Annotated in this window: 13 protein-coding genes; 4 read left to right on the forward strand and 9 right to left on the reverse strand. The window is 72.3% G+C overall.

The window, feature by feature from the left end:
- Positions 1–14 precede the first annotated feature (14 nt).
- The 5 genes from P2Q00_RS22600 to xylB all read right to left on the reverse strand — a co-directional run bounded on the left by P2Q00_RS22600 (position 15) and on the right by xylB (position 6107).
- Positions 15–1028: an acetamidase/formamidase family protein gene (locus P2Q00_RS22600; RefSeq protein WP_275774467.1), complete on the reverse strand. Its 1014-nt coding sequence runs from the start codon at positions 1026–1028 to the stop codon at positions 15–17.
- Positions 1025–2524: an APC family permease gene (locus tag P2Q00_RS22605; protein WP_275774468.1), complete on the reverse strand. Its 1500-nt coding sequence runs from the start codon at positions 2522–2524 to the stop codon at positions 1025–1027. Before P2Q00_RS22605 ends, P2Q00_RS22600 begins: the two co-directional genes overlap by 4 nt.
- 181 nt (positions 2525–2705) lie before the next feature.
- Positions 2706–3248: a heme-binding beta-barrel domain-containing protein gene (locus tag P2Q00_RS22610; RefSeq protein WP_275774469.1), complete on the reverse strand. Its 543-nt coding sequence runs from the start codon at positions 3246–3248 to the stop codon at positions 2706–2708.
- A gap of 194 nt (positions 3249–3442) precedes the next feature.
- The gene (locus tag P2Q00_RS22615; RefSeq protein WP_275774470.1) at positions 3443–4654 is read right to left on the reverse strand and encodes an ROK family transcriptional regulator; all 1212 of its coding nucleotides are present in this window, start codon (positions 4652–4654) and stop codon (positions 3443–3445) included.
- A 10-nt stretch (positions 4655–4664) separates the two neighbouring features.
- Positions 4665–6107 carry a xylulokinase gene (gene xylB / locus P2Q00_RS22620; protein ID WP_275774471.1) on the reverse strand — a complete coding sequence of 481 codons (1443 nt, stop codon included), beginning with the start codon at positions 6105–6107 and terminating at the stop codon, positions 4665–4667.
- Positions 6108–6299: 192 nt separating this feature from the next.
- On the opposite strand from xylB, the gene xylA reads away from it, so the two are divergent.
- The gene (gene xylA / locus P2Q00_RS22625) at positions 6300–7466 is read left to right on the forward strand and encodes a xylose isomerase (protein WP_275774472.1); all 1167 of its coding nucleotides are present in this window, start codon (positions 6300–6302) and stop codon (positions 7464–7466) included.
- A 325-nt stretch (positions 7467–7791) separates the two neighbouring features.
- The gene (locus tag P2Q00_RS22630; RefSeq protein WP_275774473.1) at positions 7792–8028 is read left to right on the forward strand and encodes a hypothetical protein; all 237 of its coding nucleotides are present in this window, start codon (positions 7792–7794) and stop codon (positions 8026–8028) included.
- 7 nt (positions 8029–8035) lie between these two features.
- Here P2Q00_RS22630 and P2Q00_RS22635 read toward each other — a convergent pair whose 3' ends face one another.
- The 3 genes from P2Q00_RS22635 to P2Q00_RS22645 all read right to left on the reverse strand — a co-directional run bounded on the left by P2Q00_RS22635 (position 8036) and on the right by P2Q00_RS22645 (position 14021).
- Positions 8036–9376, reverse strand: coding sequence for an esterase-like activity of phytase family protein (locus P2Q00_RS22635; protein ID WP_275774474.1), 1341 nt, complete (start codon positions 9374–9376; stop codon positions 8036–8038).
- Between the two features lie 509 nt (positions 9377–9885).
- Positions 9886–11160 carry an SWIM zinc finger family protein gene (locus P2Q00_RS22640; RefSeq protein ID WP_275774475.1) on the reverse strand — a complete coding sequence of 425 codons (1275 nt, stop codon included), beginning with the start codon at positions 11158–11160 and terminating at the stop codon, positions 9886–9888.
- Complete coding sequence (locus P2Q00_RS22645; RefSeq protein WP_275774476.1) at positions 11157–14021, reverse strand: SCO1167/SCO6262 family helicase; 2865 nt, start codon at positions 14019–14021, stop codon at positions 11157–11159. Before P2Q00_RS22645 ends, P2Q00_RS22640 begins: the two co-directional genes overlap by 4 nt.
- Before the next feature lie 248 nt (positions 14022–14269).
- Between P2Q00_RS22645 and P2Q00_RS22650 the strand changes: the two genes are divergently transcribed.
- Positions 14270–15325 (forward strand): fatty acid desaturase family protein, encoded by a 1056-nt coding sequence (locus P2Q00_RS22650; protein ID WP_275774477.1) that lies wholly within the window; start codon positions 14270–14272, stop codon positions 15323–15325.
- A gap of 131 nt (positions 15326–15456) precedes the next feature.
- Positions 15457–15639, forward strand: a complete 183-nt coding sequence (locus tag P2Q00_RS22655; protein WP_275774478.1) for a tail-anchor membrane protein — start codon at positions 15457–15459, stop codon at positions 15637–15639.
- A gap of 4 nt (positions 15640–15643) precedes the next feature.
- On the opposite strand, the gene P2Q00_RS22660 is transcribed toward P2Q00_RS22655, so the two are convergent.
- Positions 15644–17044: a tannase/feruloyl esterase family alpha/beta hydrolase gene (locus P2Q00_RS22660; RefSeq protein WP_275774479.1), complete on the reverse strand. Its 1401-nt coding sequence runs from the start codon at positions 17042–17044 to the stop codon at positions 15644–15646.
- Positions 17045–17133: the final 89 nt, after the last annotated feature.

A 17133-nucleotide genomic window follows, 5' to 3' on the forward strand; every position in this document is an offset into this window, starting at 1 on the left:
CAGTGGGGGGAGGCTCAGCCCTGCAAAGTCGTCGCGATCTCGCGCAGCTGCGCGTGCACACCGCGATGAGTCTCGCGCGCGGGTAGCCACTGCTTGCGGATCTTGGCCACGCATGTGTAGTTGGTGTCGCACACATTGGCCAGCGGTGACTCGACCGCCTGGGTCGCGAACTGGTACGCGTCCAGCTCGCTGAACCCGTAGTCGCGCACCAGCCACTGCACCAGGTCGAGCTGGGATATCCGGAAGGCGTCCTCCAGCGGGCGGGCCGAGCCCGTCGAGATGATGTGCGTGTCCGACTCGATGCGCGGCCACGGCGTGGCGAGCCCCTTGAGGAGTTCCACGATCACCACAGTGTTCATCGCGCACTCGACGGCGACCCCGCAGGTCTCGCCCTCGCCCTGCCGCGCATGCCCGTCGCCGAGGCTGAGCAGCGCGCCCTCCACATTCACCCCGAGGTAACAGGTGACGCCGGCCCGCATCTCGGGCGTGTCCATATTGCCGCCGTGCGCGTCGGGCACCAGGGCCGAACGGACCTCGAGGTTGGCGGGGGCCACACCCACGGTGCCGTGCATCGGGTCCATCGGCAGCTCGGCCTCGATGTCGCTGTCGTGCGCCCGGAACAGCGCGGTGCGGCGGGTGCGGTCGAGCTGCCAGATCCACACGGTCTCCGGCAGCGGCGGCTGCAGTGTGGCCGTGGTGTGCGTGGAGGTGAGCGCCCCGAACAGCGGGACCGTGGTCGACGCGGCCCAGTCGCGGGCCGGTTCGACGGACACGAAGTGCACGGCGACCGTGTCACCCGGTTGGGCGCCCTCGACGTAGAAGGGTCCGGTCTGCGGATTGAGGAAGGGGAACTCGCACACCTCGGACACCAGGTCCTTCTCGGACCGCACCCGCCCGGCGAAGCAGTCCTCGGTGTACAGGTCGAGGACCGTGCCGGGCGCGATGCGTGCCACGGGCGGCGCGCCGCCGAACGTCCAGGCGTACTCGCCCGGCTGGGGCCGGACGGTCAGGATGCGGGGGTCGCTCATGGGCGGGCTGCTCCGTTCTGCGCAAGGCCGGTGGGGGAGGGGTCGTCGAGGTGGACGCGGGCGGTCTCGGCCACCCGCTCGGGATGCCGCCGCATCAGCACCAGCAGCACTACGACACCGGCGGCCATCCACACGGCGACGATCGGTCCGGCGTAGGACACCGGCGCCGTCAGCTCGGTGACGAAGTCGAAGACGGGCAGGCCTGCCGCGGTCAGCAGCGCGGGCACGAACGCGACGATGCCGAGCAGCGGCAGCAGCAGATGCCGTACCGGTTTGAGCAACTCCCGTCTGCGGCGCAGGAAATAACCGGCGCAGGCGAGGTTGACGACGATGTAGACGCCGATCACGACCGTGACGATCACCGTGGCGAGCAGCAGGAAGGCCGTCACCGGGTCGTAGCCGAACCCGAGCCCCAGAACGGCACCGACCGCCACGACGGTCTGCACGGCGATTCCGGCGACGGGGGAGCGGTATCTCGGGTGGAGCACGGCGAGGATGCGGGGCATGACGCGGATGCGGGCCAGGGCGAAGGCCGTCCGGGTGGAGACGTTGGCGCACGCGTTGGCGTTGGCGATCGTCGAGTTCACCACGGCCAGGAACACCAGCACCCAGAACAGGCCGAACGACGCCCGTGCCACACCCTCCCAGGACGCGGCGCCCGAGGCCCCGAACCTCGCGAACCGGTCCGGGCCGAAGTACACCGTCATGGCGTAGGTCGTGACCACGTAGAACAGGCCGATCCCGAGCGCCGCGCCGAGGACCGCACGGTGCATCGTCCGGCGCGGATTGCGCGTCTCCTCGGCGAGCGGTGCCGCGGCCTCGAACCCGGCGAAGGCCAGCACCGTGTACACCGACCCGGCGAAGACCCCGCTGACCCCTCGGTATCCCTCGGCCGTGTGCGAAGTGCCGAACACCGAAAGGGTGTTGTCCCCACCCGCCTTGCCGATCAGCCAGACGGCGAACACCAGGAAGACGAGGACCTCGAAGACCCCCAGGAATGTGCCGAAGCGGGCCGAGGCACGCACCCCGAAGTACCCCGCGACCGCGATGATCGCCGCACCCGCGAGTGCCCAGGGCCACCACAGGTCCGCCGGATACGAGGACCACTCCTGGTGCAGGGTGCCCGCCGTGGTGAAGCCGAGCTGCAGTAGCAGCAACGGCGGGACCAGCGCCTCCACGAACACATAACCCCAGCCGACGAGGAAGCCGACCGCCGGGTGCAGGCCCTGCGCGGCATACGTGGACACCGAGCCCGCGGCCGGGAGTTCACGCGCCAGCTCGGCCACGCAGGACGCGGTGAACAGACAGGCCACCAGCGCGATCAGCACCGCGAGCGGCAGACTGCCGCCGGCGAAGGCCGCACCGGACGGAATGGAGGCGGCGACCGCGGCGGCCGGCGCCATGGCTGTGATGCTCTGGAACAGCACTTCGCGCAGCCCGATCGCATCGCGCCTGAGACCTACCGCCGCTCGATCTGCTGCTGCGTCCCCCGACATGTGAATCCCCCTCAATTCACGCCGACCTGCCTGCCGCCCGACCCGGCGGGAGCGCCTCGTGTGAATCACGGTACGGCGCTTGCGAGTTGGGCAGAAGGGCGCACCGTGCTTCGGTGGACGACGGCGCGCATGTGGAAAACCCGGCCACTCGTACGGGTGAAGCCGACGGCCGCGGAGCGGTCTACCGCGTGCGGCGCAGGCTTGCCGAGAGGTGGTGCTGCAAGGGCCGGCCGACCGCCGCCAGGTCGAAGACGAAGGTGAGTGTGTCGTCGGCGGTGAGGGTGTAGCGGCGGCGGGTGGCGGCGACCTCCTTCGCGGTGGGGGTGAGGGCCACGTGGTGAGTGGAGAGATCGACCGCCCCCTCGGCCGCCCGGCCGACCGCGATCTCCGCAATCCCTGTGGGCTGGGTGATCAACGCCTCCACCCGGCCCTCTTGCTGAAGCCGCCACCAGCCGCTCTCCCGGGCCGCCGGACGCAGCGGTGCGCCGTCGGTGTCGAGCAGCCAGGCCCGGGCCTCGTAGCGGAGGAACGGGCGGCCGTCATGGCTGAAGGTGACCTCCTGCCCGTACGCGAAGTCCCCGTCGAGCGTGGGGTACCCGCCCTCGCCCCGCCCCTGCCACGTGCCCAGGAGACCGAGCACGGGAGCGAGCAGTGCGTGCGGTGCGGGTGCCGCGTCCGGGCGGTGGCTGTCGGGGTACGGGTGCTCAGCTGCGGGGTCGAACACGGTTGCGCTCCTCGGGTGGTGCCGTTGCCGTTGCCGGGCGAAAGCCTAGGGCGCGCGCGGGGTGCGGGTCGGGAGGTGAGGCGCGGTGGCGGTCGGGCACTGAGGGACGGGTGCGGGCCTGGAGTTACGGCATGGATGCTGGTTTGGAGTTACGGCGCGGGCGCCGGTCTGGAGCACAGGCACGGGCGCCCGGATCAGGTGGCCCGCTCCGCCACCGCCGCAGGGTCGTCCAGCACGGCCCGCACCACCGAGTGCGCCGCCCCCAGCAGCGGCCCCTCGGGGCCCAGTCGCGACACGGACACCGGACAGGCCGGACCCGCGGTGCGCCGGTCCAACTCGGCCTCCAGCGACGGCAGCAGCCAGGGCGCGAGCCCGGCCAGCGCGCCGCCCAGCACCACGCTCTCGGGGTCCAGCAGGTTGACCGCCCCGGTCAGCGCGATGCCGAGCGCCTTCCCTGCGTCGCGCAGTGCGCCGCGTACGTCTTCGTCGCCCTCGGCGGCCCGCCCCGCGAGCAGCCCGACGCGGTCCTCGCCCGGCTCCAGGCCCGCCGCGCGCAGCACTGCCTCCTCACCGGCGTACTGCTCCAGACACCCGCGCCCGCCGCACGGGCACGCGGGCCCCTCCGGCTGTACCGGCACATGCCCCAACTCGCCTGCGAAGCCACGCGTTCCGCGCAGCAGCCCCCCGGCCACCACGACCGCCGCGCCGATGCCGATCTCCGCCGACACATGCAGGAAGTCGTGCGGGGTGCTCTCGCCGAGCCAGAGTTCGGCGAGAGCACCGAAGTTGGCCTCGTTGTCGACGGTCAGCGGGATGTCCGTGGGCAGCAGCGCCCCGATGTCGGTGTCGTGCCAGTCGAGGTTCGGGGCGCGTACGACGGTGCGGGCGTCGCGTGCCACCAGGCCCGGCACGGCCACCGCGAGCCCCGCGGGCCACAGCCCCTCGCGCTCCGCCTCGGCGACGACCCGGCGCACCAGCTCGGTGAGTTCCTCGACCACCGGCTCGGGGGAGCGGCCACGGTTGGCGCGGTGCCGTACGGCACGCGCGCGTACCTGTCCGCGCAGGTCGACGGCGCAGACCGCGAGATGGTCCACGCCGATCTCGGCGCCGATGCCGGCGGGGCCGTGTCCGCTGACGGCGAGCGCCGAGCCGGGACGGCCCACCCGTCCGGGCCGCTCGGGGCCCAGCTCATCGAGCAGCCCCGTGCGTATGAGCTCGTCGACGAGGGTCGACACGGCCGCCCGGGTCAGCCCGATGCGGGAGGCGACGGCGGCACGGGAGAGCGGCCCCTCGGCGCTGACGGTGTGCATCACCCGGGCGAGATTGCGGCGGCGCATGCCCTGCTGGGTGTCGGGCAGCACCCGCCCCGGGCCGCCCGGGTGGGCCTCGTGCAGCGGTGCGGTCATGCCCCCGTCCTCAGCTGTCGGTGCTCCGCTCCAGCAGCGGGGCCGCGTCGGAGAGTACCCCGGAGATCCTCGCCAGCGTCGCCTCGTCCCGTTCCACGGCCTCCAGCACCGGGCCCGCCGCGGTGTTCCAGCGCCGGGCGACCGCGGCCGGATCCTCGCCGGTCAGCAGTCCCGCCGCCTGCGCGGCGGCGCCGAGCGCGACCAGTTCCTTGGCCTCGGGCACCTGGACCGGGCGGCCCGACAGGCGTCGTACGGTCTGCTGCCAGGCCGTGCCGCGGGCGCCGCCGCCGATCAGCAGCAGCGGAGCCGAGCGGTCCGCGTCCTCGTCGAGGACCAGGTCGAGCGCGCCGAGCAGCGAGTGCACGGCCCCGTCGTAGGCGGCCTGCAGGAGCTGGCCGCCGGTGGTGTCGTGGCGCAGGCCGTGCAGCAGTCCGGAGGCGCTCGGCAGGTTGGGGGTGCGTTCGCCGTCCAGGTAGGGCAGGAGGGTGACGCCGGTGGTCGGTTCGACTGCCTCGCGGTCCAGGCCCAGCAGCGTTGCGACGCGGTCCACGGCGAGCGTGCAGTTCAGGGTGCAGGCCAGCGGCAGCCAGTCCCCGTGGGCGTCGGCGAAGCCCGCCACCGTGCCGGTCGGGTCGGCCGGGCGCCGCTTGGAGACGGCGTACACCGTGCCCGACGTGCCGAGGCTGAGCACGGGGGTGCCGGGACGCAGTCCGAGGCCGAGCGCCGCGGCGGCGTTGTCACCCGTGCCCGGGGCGACCAGGGTGCCCTTGGAGAACGGCAGGTCGTGGCTGTCGCGCACGGTGCCCGCCACCTCTCCGGGCCGCACCACCCGGGGCAGCAGCGCGGGATCGAGCCCCACGTGCGCGAGGGTCTCCTCGTCGTACGACTCCGTCCCCGAGGCCCACCAGCCCGTACCGGAGACGTCGCCGCGGTCGGTGGTGCCCTGCCCGGTGAGGCGTTCGGTGAGGTAGTCGTGGGGCAGGCGCACCGCCTTGGTGGCGCGGATCGCGTCCGGCTCGTGCTCGGCCAGCCAGGCCCACTTGGTGACCGTGAAGGACGGGCCGGGCACGCTTCCGGTGCGCTCCGCCCAGGCCTTCGGGCCGCCCAGTTCCTCGATGAGGCGGCGGGCCTGCGGCGCCGAGCGCACGTCGTTCCACAGCAGCGCCGGGCGCACCGGCTCGCCCCGCTCGTCCAAGGTGACGAGGCCGTGCTGCTGCCCGCCGACCGACACCGCGGCGGCCTCGTGCGCCGCGTCGCCGCACTGGCGCAGCGCCTCGCACAGGGCGTCCCACCACTGGCGCGGGTCGCTCTCGCGGCCGGCCCCGGAGGAGACGGTGTGCGGTGCCTGGCCGCTCGCGACGACCTGACCGGTGGCCGCGTCGACGACAAGCGCCTTGGTGGACTGGGTGGACGTGTCCACGCCGACGACGAGCGGACCCTCGGCTGCTGACATCGGGCTCTCCCTTTTCCGCGGCTCTGCGGGCTCTGACCTGCTGTTTCAAGGATGCCAGGGTCCAAGTGACCCGGACCTCACCCCTTCGAGGACATCTTGTCCCTTCCCAGGGACGCGACCGCATACTAATTTGTAAACCGCCATGACGAAATAGTCGTAGGCAACCGTCGCAAACAAGCAAGGAGCCGCGGCATGAGCTACCAGCCCACCCCCGAGGACAGGTTCACCTTCGGACTGTGGACCGTCGGCTGGCAGGGAAGGGACCCGTTCGGCGACGCCACGCGGCGTGCCCTCGACCCGGTCGAGACGGTGCAGCGCCTGAGCGAGCTCGGCGCCTACGGCGTCACCTTCCACGACGACGACCTGATCCCCTTCGGATCCTCGGACACCGAGCGCGAGTCGCACATCAAGCGCTTCCGCCAGGCTCTCGACACGACCGGCATGACCGTGCCGATGGCCACCACCAACCTCTTCACGCACCCCGTCTTCAAGGACGGCGCCTTCACCGCCAACGACCGCGAGGTGCGCCGCTACGCCCTGCGCAAGACCATCCGCAACATCGACCTCGCGGCCGAACTCGGCGCCAGGACCTACGTCGCCTGGGGCGGCCGTGAGGGCGCCGAGTCCGGCGGCGCCAAGGACGTACGCGTCGCCCTGGACCGCATGAAGGAGGCCTTCGACCTCCTCGGCGAGTACGTGACCTCCCAGGGCTACGACCTGAAGTTCGCGATCGAGCCCAAGCCGAACGAGCCCCGCGGCGACATCCTGCTGCCCACCGTCGGCCACGCCCTCGCCTTCATCGAGCGCCTGGAGCGCCCGGAGCTGTACGGCGTCAACCCCGAGGTCGGCCACGAGCAGATGGCCGGGCTGAACTTCCCGCACGGCATCGCCCAGGCCCTGTGGGCGGGCAAGCTCTTCCACATCGACCTCAACGGTCAGTCCGGCATCAAGTACGACCAGGACCTGCGTTTCGGTGCCGGTGACCTGCGCGCCGCGTTCTGGCTGGTCGACCTCCTGGAGAGCGCCGGCTACGAGGGCCCGCGCCACTTCGACTTCAAGCCGCCGCGGACCGAGGACCTCGACGGCGTGTGGGCCTCGGCCGCCGGCTGCATGCGCAACTACCTCATCCTCAAGGAGCGCGCGGCCGCCTTCCGCGCCGACCCGGAGGTGCAGGAGGCCCTGCGCGCCTCGCGCCTGGACCAGCTCGCCCAGCCGACCGCCGCGGACGGCCTGCAGTCCCTGCTCGCCGACCGCAGCGCCTTCGAGGAGTTCGACGTGGAGGCCACCGCCGCGCGCGGGATGGCCTTCGAGCACCTCGACCAGCTGGCCATGGACCATCTGCTGGGGGCGCGCGGCTGAACGGCACGCGTACGCGTGCGCATGCGGACCTGATTCCGTCTGCGCATGCGCGCGTGCCCGAGCGATCCCCGCGCGCAATGCCCCGGAATCGTACGGTCCATGGCATGGGGCCGTATCAACTTCCGTGCGGGGGTCGCCGCATGCCCGGTACGAGGCGACTCTGGACGGTATGGCCATACCGCCGGTACCGCCTCAGCCGCCCGGGCCGCCGGGTGACACGCCGCCATCGGGCGGCGGGTTCGGACCACCCCCCACCTACGGGGACTGGCAGCCTCCCCCTCAGCCGCCCAGGCGTCGGCGGAACCCGCTCTACATCCTGCTCGTCGTGATCGCGGGGATGGCGGCCGTCGGCGTCGTGGTGCTGATGTCCGGCTCCGGGAACGACGACTCGCCCGACAAGAAGCCGTCCGCAGCGAGCAGCGAGAGCTCCAAACCCTCCCCGTCACTGAGCATCCCGACGGGACTGCCGAGCAGTCTGCCCAGCAAGCTGCCGTCGAAGCTGCCCAGCGAGATCCCGAGCGAGATCCGGTCGCTGATCCCGTCCGGCATAGAACTGCCGTGACGCGAGGTCAGATGCCGTGCGGCAGCCGCACGTAGATCACCTTCGTCTCGATCCCGCTGTCGACCAGCCGCCCCTGCGCGTCGAACGCGCCCGCGCCGTCAGTCATACCGAAGTCGTTGTCATTGATCAGGGCGAGCGTGTCGTGATCCACGCGCGCAATGCCCTCGATCTTCCCGGGCACGCCGTCGACCTTGCCCAGGTCGACGACCAGCCGCTTGTCCAGCACCGGAACGCCGGAGGCCGCCGGATCGTCGAGCTGCTCCAGAGACGGCGAGGTCGTGTCGTCGTCGTAGGGACCGCCGAGGATGTTCGCACCCCCTCCCAGCTTCACCAGTTGCAGCCGCGCGGCCTTGTCGGTGCGCTCCTCCACCAGCAGCCGGTTGCCGCCCACGGCGACCACCGAGGAGATCTTCAGCTCCGAGGTGTCGTCCTCGCTCGGGTCCACCACGTTCACGGGGTCGAAGCGGTAGGCGTACTCGGCGGTGACGGCCTTCTTCTTCGGCGAGAAGCGCAGCAGACGCGTGGTGCGCGACGCTGCACCCGCATCCGTGTCCGGCAGGGACAGCGGGCTCTGCAGGGCCATCACCAGGTCGCCGCCGGGCAGTTGGGCCAGCCCCTCGAAACCGCGGTTGACCTTCCGGTGCAGCAGGACGGCGGGCAGCGCCTCCACCACCGGGTAGTCCGTGCCGCCGAGGTTCAGCCCCTTGGGCACATAGCGCGTGAGGACCCTCCCGTGCGCGGAGACGTGGACAAGGCTGGGGCCGTATTCGTCGACGAGCCAGAAACTCCCGTCCTCGGCCCGCACGATGCCCTCCGTGTCCAGCCCGTTGGGGTTGTACGACAGCGGCGACTTGGCGTCGTAGGTGTACGGCGCCTCGTCGCGCCCCGCCTGGTTCGACAGCCCCGTGACGGCCTTCCCGGAGGCGGTGGTGACCGGAATCGCGTCCAGCACCTTCACGGTGTCGCCGACCACCCGGATCTTCACGATCGCCGGATCGAAGCCCGGCACCGGGAACGTACGGCGCTTCGTGCCGGCCCCCTTGATCTGGCCGTTGGGTCCGCGGTCGGTGATGGTCCAGAACTCGCCCTTGCGGCCCGCCGGGTAGATGTCGCTGCCGTTACCGCCGAGGTCGATGCCGTGGTCGTCGTCCACCGTGCCGGGCAGCAGGGCGTTGCTGAAGGCGCCGAGCGGAATGTCCCCGAGCGTTGCCGTACGGACGACATGCGCGTCCTCGTCCGACGCACTCGCGCCCGGACCGGCCGCCACGAGGGCCGCGATCACGACAAGCGGAACACCCACTGCGGCGGAGCGTCGGACGCGGAGCCGGCCGGTGGCGTGCGGGGACATCGGGCCTCCTGAGGGACAAGTTCGTTGACAGCGGCCAGATTTGGGCACCGCAGCGAACGCATCGCGACGGTCGGATGAACGTGGGGCGTCGGCCTCCCACAGGAAAAACCGTTCGCGATGGCCGCAGCGCGCCGGGAACGGGTTCCGCAGGCGCAGCTCATCCGCGGCGACGCCACGGCCGCCACCATCGGCACCGCCTCCTTCGAGGTGGTCGTCTCCCCGTACGCCCTCATCCACCTGCCGCCGGCTGTGGCCACCACAGGACGCCGGGCGTGGGCCGGAAGTGAGGACAACTGGCTCGGCGGTGGGGCCCCGATGCGGTGGAGCCACGCGGACGCCGCCACCAACCGTGCCTGGATCACCCCGACCGGGCTGAGGCGAGGCTGGAACGGGAGGAGTTCGTGCCCGAGGGAGACGCCGGACAAGCCCTGTTCTGGGCCCGGCGCCCCGCACAGCCGGTGTGAGCCCGGGCGGCGGGGCTCCGCCGCCCGGGCCAACTGCGGCGCCCCTCAGGCGGGCTCCTCCCCGGGAGCCGGCTCCACCGAGGCCAGAGCCGTCGCCGGATCCTGGCAAGCGGCCCCGGCGGGCATCCAGCGGCCGCGCTCCTTCCGGTACGGCCACCAGCGCCCGTCCCGCCCCAGGCGCAGCTGGGCCGGTGCGCCGACGACCGTCCACCGATTGCCGCTCGCCCGCAGCGACGGCCGTTCGTCCTCGTCCCAAGCCGACTGCAGGGCGGCACGCGCGCGTGCGAGAGCCTCGCCCGGGACGGTCCCCTCCTCCTCCAGCACGGACAGCGCGGACGCACCGCCGAAGCCCCACGCGCGCGTGGCGCGCGCCAGCCCCTCCCGGTCCCGTCCCGATCCGTCGGCCAGCCGCTGCGCCACCGCCGTCTCAGGCGCCCCTGCGGCGAGTCGCACCGCATCCTGTGCGACCGTCAACTCCTCTTCCAGCGGCTGCTGTTCGGGCCCGGGACGGAGAGCCTCGACGAGCAGGCGATGTGCCTCGGCGGCCGTCCGGGCGGCCAGATGGCGCAGGGCGACCGGGTCCACGCCCCGCCCGGGCGGGGCCTCGGTGTCCAGGGACGGCGGCACACCGGGCTCCGTGGGCAACTCCGGCAGGGTCGGCAGCGGCGGCAGGATGGCGCCGGTCGTGTACGCCTCGGCGGCGTCCACCCCCTCCGGCCCGGAGGGCTCCGCCACGGGCGCGGGCGTGGCACTGCGGGCCTGGAGATCCTCCAGCAGGGCGCGTTCGCCGCGCCCGCGGATCAGCAGCAGCACGAACGGGTCCTGGTCCAGCAGCCGCGCCACCTGGTAGCATAGGGCCGCCGTGTGCCCGCAGTGGTCCCAGGCGCCGCAGTCGCACTCCGGCTCCAGATCGCCCAAGCCCGGCAGCAGTTCGACGCCTGCGGCCGCTGCGTCCTCGACCAGATGCGGCGGCATCTCACGGTCCAGCAGCGCCGCGACATGTCCGGCCCGCTCGACCGCCATGTCCAGGAAACGGTCCCACTGTTCGCCGTCCAGCTCCGCCAGCAGGACATCGGCCCGGTGAGCCGTACGATCACGGCCCTGGACCACGGCCGTGATACGTCCCGGGCGCACGGACACGGCGCCCACGGCTCCCGCGCGCGCGAGCCTGCGGCCCGTCTTGAGCTGCTGCGAGTCAAGTGCCGTGTCCTCCAGGGCTTTCAGCCAGGCCTGGCCCCACCACGTGTCCGCGAACCCCCGCCCGTGCGCGGGCGGCAGCGCGCCGAACGTGCGCTCCGGGTCGGCGTCGTGCCGGTTCATCGTGTGCCCTCTCGCAGTTCCACCAGGTCGGCCAGCTCTGTGTCCGTCAGCTCCGTGAGCGCCGCCTCGCCGGGGCCCAGCACCGCGTCGGCCAGCTTTTGCTTGCGGCCGAGCAGGTCGGCGATGCGGTCCTCGATGGTGCCCTCCGCGATCAGCTTGTGCACCTGCACGGGCCGGGTCTGGCCGATGCGGTACGCGCGGTCGGTGGCTTGCGCCTCGACCGCAGGGTTCCACCAGCGGTCGTAGTGCACGACGTGCTCGGCCCGCGTCAGGTTCAGTCCGGTGCCCGCGGCCTTCAACGACAGCAGGAAGACGGGGACTTCACCGTCCTGGAAGCGCCGTACCATCGCCTCGCGTTCCGCGACGGGCGTCCCGCCGTGCAGGAACTGCGAGGTGACACCGCGGGCTGCCAGGTGCCGTTCGAGGATGCGCGCCATGCGCACGTACTGCGTGAAGACCAGAACGCCCGCCCCCTCGGAGAGGATGGTGTCGAGCAACTCGTCCAGCAGCTCCAGCTTCCCCGAACGCCCGGCGATCTGCGGCCGCTCCTCCTTGAGGAACTGCGCCGGGTGGTTGCAGATCTGCTTCAGCCCCGTCAGCAGCTTCACGATCAGCCCGCGCCGCGCCATGCTGTCGGCGCCGGCGATCTCCGAGAGCGTCTCGCGCACCACCGCCTCGTACAGGCCCGCCTGTTCCTTGGTCAGCGACACGGCACGGTCGGTCTCGGTCTTCGGCGGCAGCTCCGGCGCGATCCCCGGATCCGACTTGCGGCGGCGCAGCAGGAACGGCTGGACGAGCCGGGCGAGCCGCTCCGCCGCGGCGGGATCCTGACCGCCCTCCACGGCCTGCGCATAGCGGGTACGGAAGGTGCCGAGCCGGCCCAGCAGTCCCGGGGTCGTCCAGTCCAGGATCGCCCACAGCTCCGACAGGTTGTTCTCCACCGGGGTGCCGGTGAGCGCCACGCGTGCGCGTGCGCCGATGGAACGCAGCTCCCGCGCGGTCGCCGAGTACGGGTTCTTCACGTGCTGCGCCTCGTCCGCCACGACCATGCCCCAGGGCACCTCGGCCAGGCTGCGCGCGTCCAGGCGCATCGTCCCGTACGTCGTGAGCACGAACTCCCCGGCGGCCAGCGCGTCGAGACTGCGCCGCGCCCCGTGGAAGCGGCGCACGGGCGTGCCGGGTGCGAACCTCTCGATCTCGCGCTGCCAGTTGCCCATCAGCGACGTCGGACACACCACGAGCGTGGGGCCGGCCGTCGCCGCGTCGCTCTGCCGGTGCAGATGCAGCGCGATCAGCGTGATCGTCTTGCCGAGTCCCATGTCGTCGGCCAGACAGCAGCCCAGGCCCAGGGATGTCATCCTCGCCAGCCAGCTCAGGCCGCGGCGCTGGTAGTCCCGCAGGGTGGCCGCGAGAGCGGCGGGCTGCGCGACCAGCTCCTGCGCCTCCGGGGCCGCGAGCCGCTCCCGCAGGGCCGCCAGCCACCCCGTGGGATGTACGTCGACCCGGAGGCCGTCGACCTCCGTCGAGCCCGTCAGCGCGGCACCCAGCGCATCGATGGGTGTGATCTTGCGGTCCTGCTGGGCGCGGGCGCGGCGCACCTCCCGGGGGTCGACGAGGACCCATTGGCCGCGCAGCCGCACCACGGGGCGGTCGGCCTCGGCCAGCCGGTCCAGCTCCGCGCGCGTGAGCCGCTCGTCGCCCAGTGCGAAGCGCCAGTTGAAGGCGAGCAGCGCGTCGGCGGACAGGAACGACGGTGCACCCGAGGCGGCCCGGTCACCCACCGGCTCCTCGTCCGGTGGGCCGATCACCGCACGGGCGGTCAGCTTGCGGGCCAGCTCCTTCGGCCAGTGCACGTCGACTCCGGCTGCGGCGAGGGCCCGGGCACCCTCTGCGAGCAGCTCGGTCACCTCCTCGTCGGCGAGTTCGACGGCACCCGGCACGCTCGCCGAGAGCAGGGGCGTCAGCGGCGGCCAGGACCGGGCCGCCCGGCGCAGTGCGAGCAGGGCGTCCATCCGCGCGCGCGGGCCGAAACCCCCGCCCCTGTCCGCGGAACCGCCCCAGACCTCGGCTGCGTCCGCCACCAGCGCCGGATCTCTGACGCTGTGCACCTGCAGCACGGCCCGGAACGACACCGCGGCGTCGTCCTGCGTCAGGTCGGCAAGGCCGGGCGCCTCGATCCGCAGCGAGAGCCGTACGCCCGCATCGTGGCCCGCGGCGACGTCGGCCGCCCACGCGCGCTGCCCGGGCATGTGCTGCGGCTTCCGCGCCGCGTAGGCGGGCCCGCCCGTCACCAGCGAGGCAGCAGGGGAGCGGGGGAGCGTGTCGGCCACCGCGTCCAGGAAGGCGCGCAGCAGACCCTCCGGGTCGGGCAGCCGCAGCGGCCCGGAGCCGTCCACCGGCACGGCATGCGCCTCGGGCGGCATCGCGGCGGCCAGCCCACGGATGCGGTCGATGTCGTCCAGGGGCAGGGGGCCGACGCGCCAGGCGTCATGATCGCCGGGGGACAGACCGGGCAACAGCAGCCCCCGCGCCAGGAGTTGCAGGGCCAGCACAGCAGCCGTGCCCCAGAAGACGGCCCCCCGGTGTGCCTGCGCGTCGGTACGCGCACGCGTGAGGACCGGCAGTGCTGCCCGCACCGGCAGCAGCACGGCGGGAACCTCTACCAGCTCGACGCCGTCGCCGCCGGGCAGGACGACGGCCAGATCCTCGGCGGACCCGGCCGCGAGAGGCACAGGGGCGGTGCCGTCGGGCCGCCAGAAGGCGACCCGGCCGGTGCGGGCCGGGTCACCGGGCACGAAAACGGCGCAGCAGCGGGTCAGTTCGGAGATCTCGGACGGTGTTGCCGCGGGGATCCTCTGCACAGCGAAGCCGCATTCCTCAAATTTGACTACTGGGGGTCGGAGCCGCCGAGGGTACAGCAAACGGCGGGCTTCCGGGCACGGCCGAGCGCTCACCCGGATCGTCTCGCCCAAGGGTGTCGTCAACCCCCCCTCGCGGTCACCGGCAGACCCCCGCCCGGACACGGGTGGTGGCGTCATGGTCGCAACAGGTCATCGTTTCGTACGTTTCCTCAGGTCAGCCCGTTGCCCGAGAGAGCCGGAGACCGGACATGTCCGAGCCCACCACAGCCGTCGCCGACCCCGTCCGGGGCACGCGCGACGCACCGCCCGCCGGAAGCGAGTTCGCGCCTCTCCTGCGCACGGTCCGGGGCCAGGGACTCCTGGAGCGGCGCCACACCTGGTACGCGCTCGGCATCGCCACCAACGCGCTCGCCCTGGCCGGCATCGTCACGGGCATCATCCTGACCGGCGACTCCTGGTGGTCACTGCTCCTGGCACCGCTGCTCGCCTTGTTCTGCGCCCGCACGGCCTTCATCGGCCACGACGCGGGCCACTCCCAGATAACCGCCGGCAAGACGGCCGCCCGTGTCATCGGCCTGATCCACGGCAACCTGCTCCTGGGCATGAGCTACGCCTGGTGGAACGACAAGCACAACCGCCACCACGCCAACCCCAACCACATCGACAAGGACCCGGACGTCGTCGCCGACGTCCTCGTCTTCACCGGCGCACAGGCCGAGCAGCGGTCGGGCTTCCGCCGCTGGCTGACCCGCAACCAGGCCTGGCTCTTCTTCCCCCTCACCCTCCTCGAAGGCGTCGCCCTGAAGATCCACGGCTTCAAGGACCTGCGTCGGCAGGCACCCCGGGAGCGCGCCGTGGAAGGCCTGCTCCTCGTGACCCACGTCGCCGCCTACGCGACGCTGCTGCTCACCTCGCTGTCCCCGGGCAAGGCCCTCGCGTTCGCCGCCCTCCACCAGGCCCTGTTCGGTCTGCACCTGGGCCTGGCCTTCGCCCCCAACCACAAGGGCATGGAGATGCCCGACCCGAACGGCGAGCGGTGGGGGCATCTGCACCGGCAGGTGCTCACCTCGCGCAACATCCGCGGCGGCATCCTGACCGACTGGTTCCTCGGTGGTCTCAACTACCAGATCGAGCACCACCTCTTCCCGAGCATGCCCCGCCCCCATCTCCGGCTCGCCCAGCCCCTGGTGCGCGCCCACTGCCGGGAGTTGGGTATTCCCTATACGGAGACCGGGCTCGTCGACTCCTATCGGCAGGCCCTGCGGCACCTGCACGAGGTGGGGGAGCCCCTCAGGGCGGAATGACGGAGAGTGTTCTCAGGGACAAGTCGGGGTCGCACCTCAGGGGCGTCTCAGGGTCGTGGAACGGAACTGCGGGAGGCACGGGCCCGTTTTCAGGACAGAGAGCGGCAGTGGCCGCGAAGGAGGCTACGCAGATGTCAACGAACGCGAAGATCGCCATTGGAGGTGTGGCGCTCGGGCTCTTCCTGTGGATCTGGCTGCCCTTCTGGGCAGTGGTCCTGATAGTCGTGGGAGTCCCGACCGCCGCATATCTCACGCTGGACCCCTCGCAGCGGCGCAGGCTGCGCCGCATCACCCGCAAGGAGATCGGCCGCTGAGGGACTACCGCACGGGAGCGGCCCGGTCGGCCAGCGCGCACGAGTCGACCACATCGCCGCCCGCGGGCCGCGTGATGGTGTGGTCCGCGGGCGGCTGCGTGCCCCTTTGCACCCAGGAGACCAGCGTGTCGAAGGCCGAGCGGTAGCAGGGCAGGATCGGCCGCAACCGGTCCGGATAGGTGTCGTACAGCCCGTCCACGTGTGTGCCGCCCTGGACCGTGTAGTAGCGGTGCAGCGCGCCGCGTCCGCTCGCGTCGACCATCCGCGCGTACACATCCGAGTCGACGGCCTTGGGCAGCAGGGCGTCCAGGTCGCCGTGCAGGGTGATCAGCGGCTTTCCGATGCGCCCGGTGAGCGACACACGGGCCACGGCGCGATGGACGGCGGCGGGGCGAGACGCGTAGTCGTACGTGGCGTCGGCGGCGCAGGGCGCCAGGATCTTGTCCGGGGTGGTCCCGGCGGACGGGCCGGGGCAGCCGGGGGCGTAGGCCGGGTCGAACTCGGCGCGGTAGATCTTCTGCGTGACGCCCCAGTACGCCTTCTCGTGGTACGGCCACAGAAACTCGGAGCCACGCGCGAAGCCCACCGCGTACAGGTCCTCGTCCCGCGCCGAGCCCAGCATCCGCGCCACTGCGGTGGGCAGGGAGGAGAGCAGGTTGGGTCCGTCCGCGGTCCACAGCGCGCCTTCCCAGTCCACGCCACCGTCGTACAGCCGCGGGTGGTTCTCCAGCTGCCAGCGGGTGAGATAGCCGCCGTTGGAGATCCCGGTCATGTAGGTGCGGCGCGGGGCGTGCCCGTACCGCTGGGCCACCGCGCGCTTGGCCGCCAGGGTGAGCTGGGTGGTCCGCGCGTTCCACTCGGCGACCGCGTCACCGGGCCGGGATCCGTCGCGGTAGAAGTCGGCACCGCTGTTGCCCTTGTCGGTCGCCGCGTACGCGTACCCCTGTGCGAGCACCTGGTCGGAGATCGCTGTGTCCGTCGCGTACTGCCTGCGCGTGCCGGGTGCGCCGGTGACCACCAGGCCGCCGTTCCAGTGGTCGGGCAAGCGGATCACGAACTGGGCGTCGTGCCGCCAGCCGTGGGTGGTGTTGAAGTGCGAGGAGTCCGGGAAATAGCCGTCGATCTGCACCCCCGGAACCCCGGACGGATTCTGGGTGGCCTTGGCCGTCAGGCCCGCCTGGTCGGCCATGTCGGTGTACGGCGTGCCGGCGAGTCCGGATGTGGTCAGGTCGGGCAGACAGGCGCTCTGCTGGAAAGCGGCGCCCGGCACATGCACCTGCTCCCGGCGGGCGCAGTGATCCCCGCCGACTGCCGCGGTTGGCGTCGCTCGGGCGGGAGCCGGCCCGGCAAGCGCCGCTGTCACCAACGCGGCGGCAACGATCGGAACACCGCGGAACGGACGCATGATGGACCTCCAGGGCGGGACGGGAGGGACGGCCGCCCGCAAAGAGCGGGCGCCGACGGCTGCCCCATCGTGCGGTCCGGTCTCCGCGG

Origin of the sequence: Streptomyces coacervatus (assembly GCF_029223485.1) — a bacterium.
GTDB lineage: Bacteria > Actinomycetota > Actinomycetes > Streptomycetales > Streptomycetaceae > Streptomyces > Streptomyces coacervatus.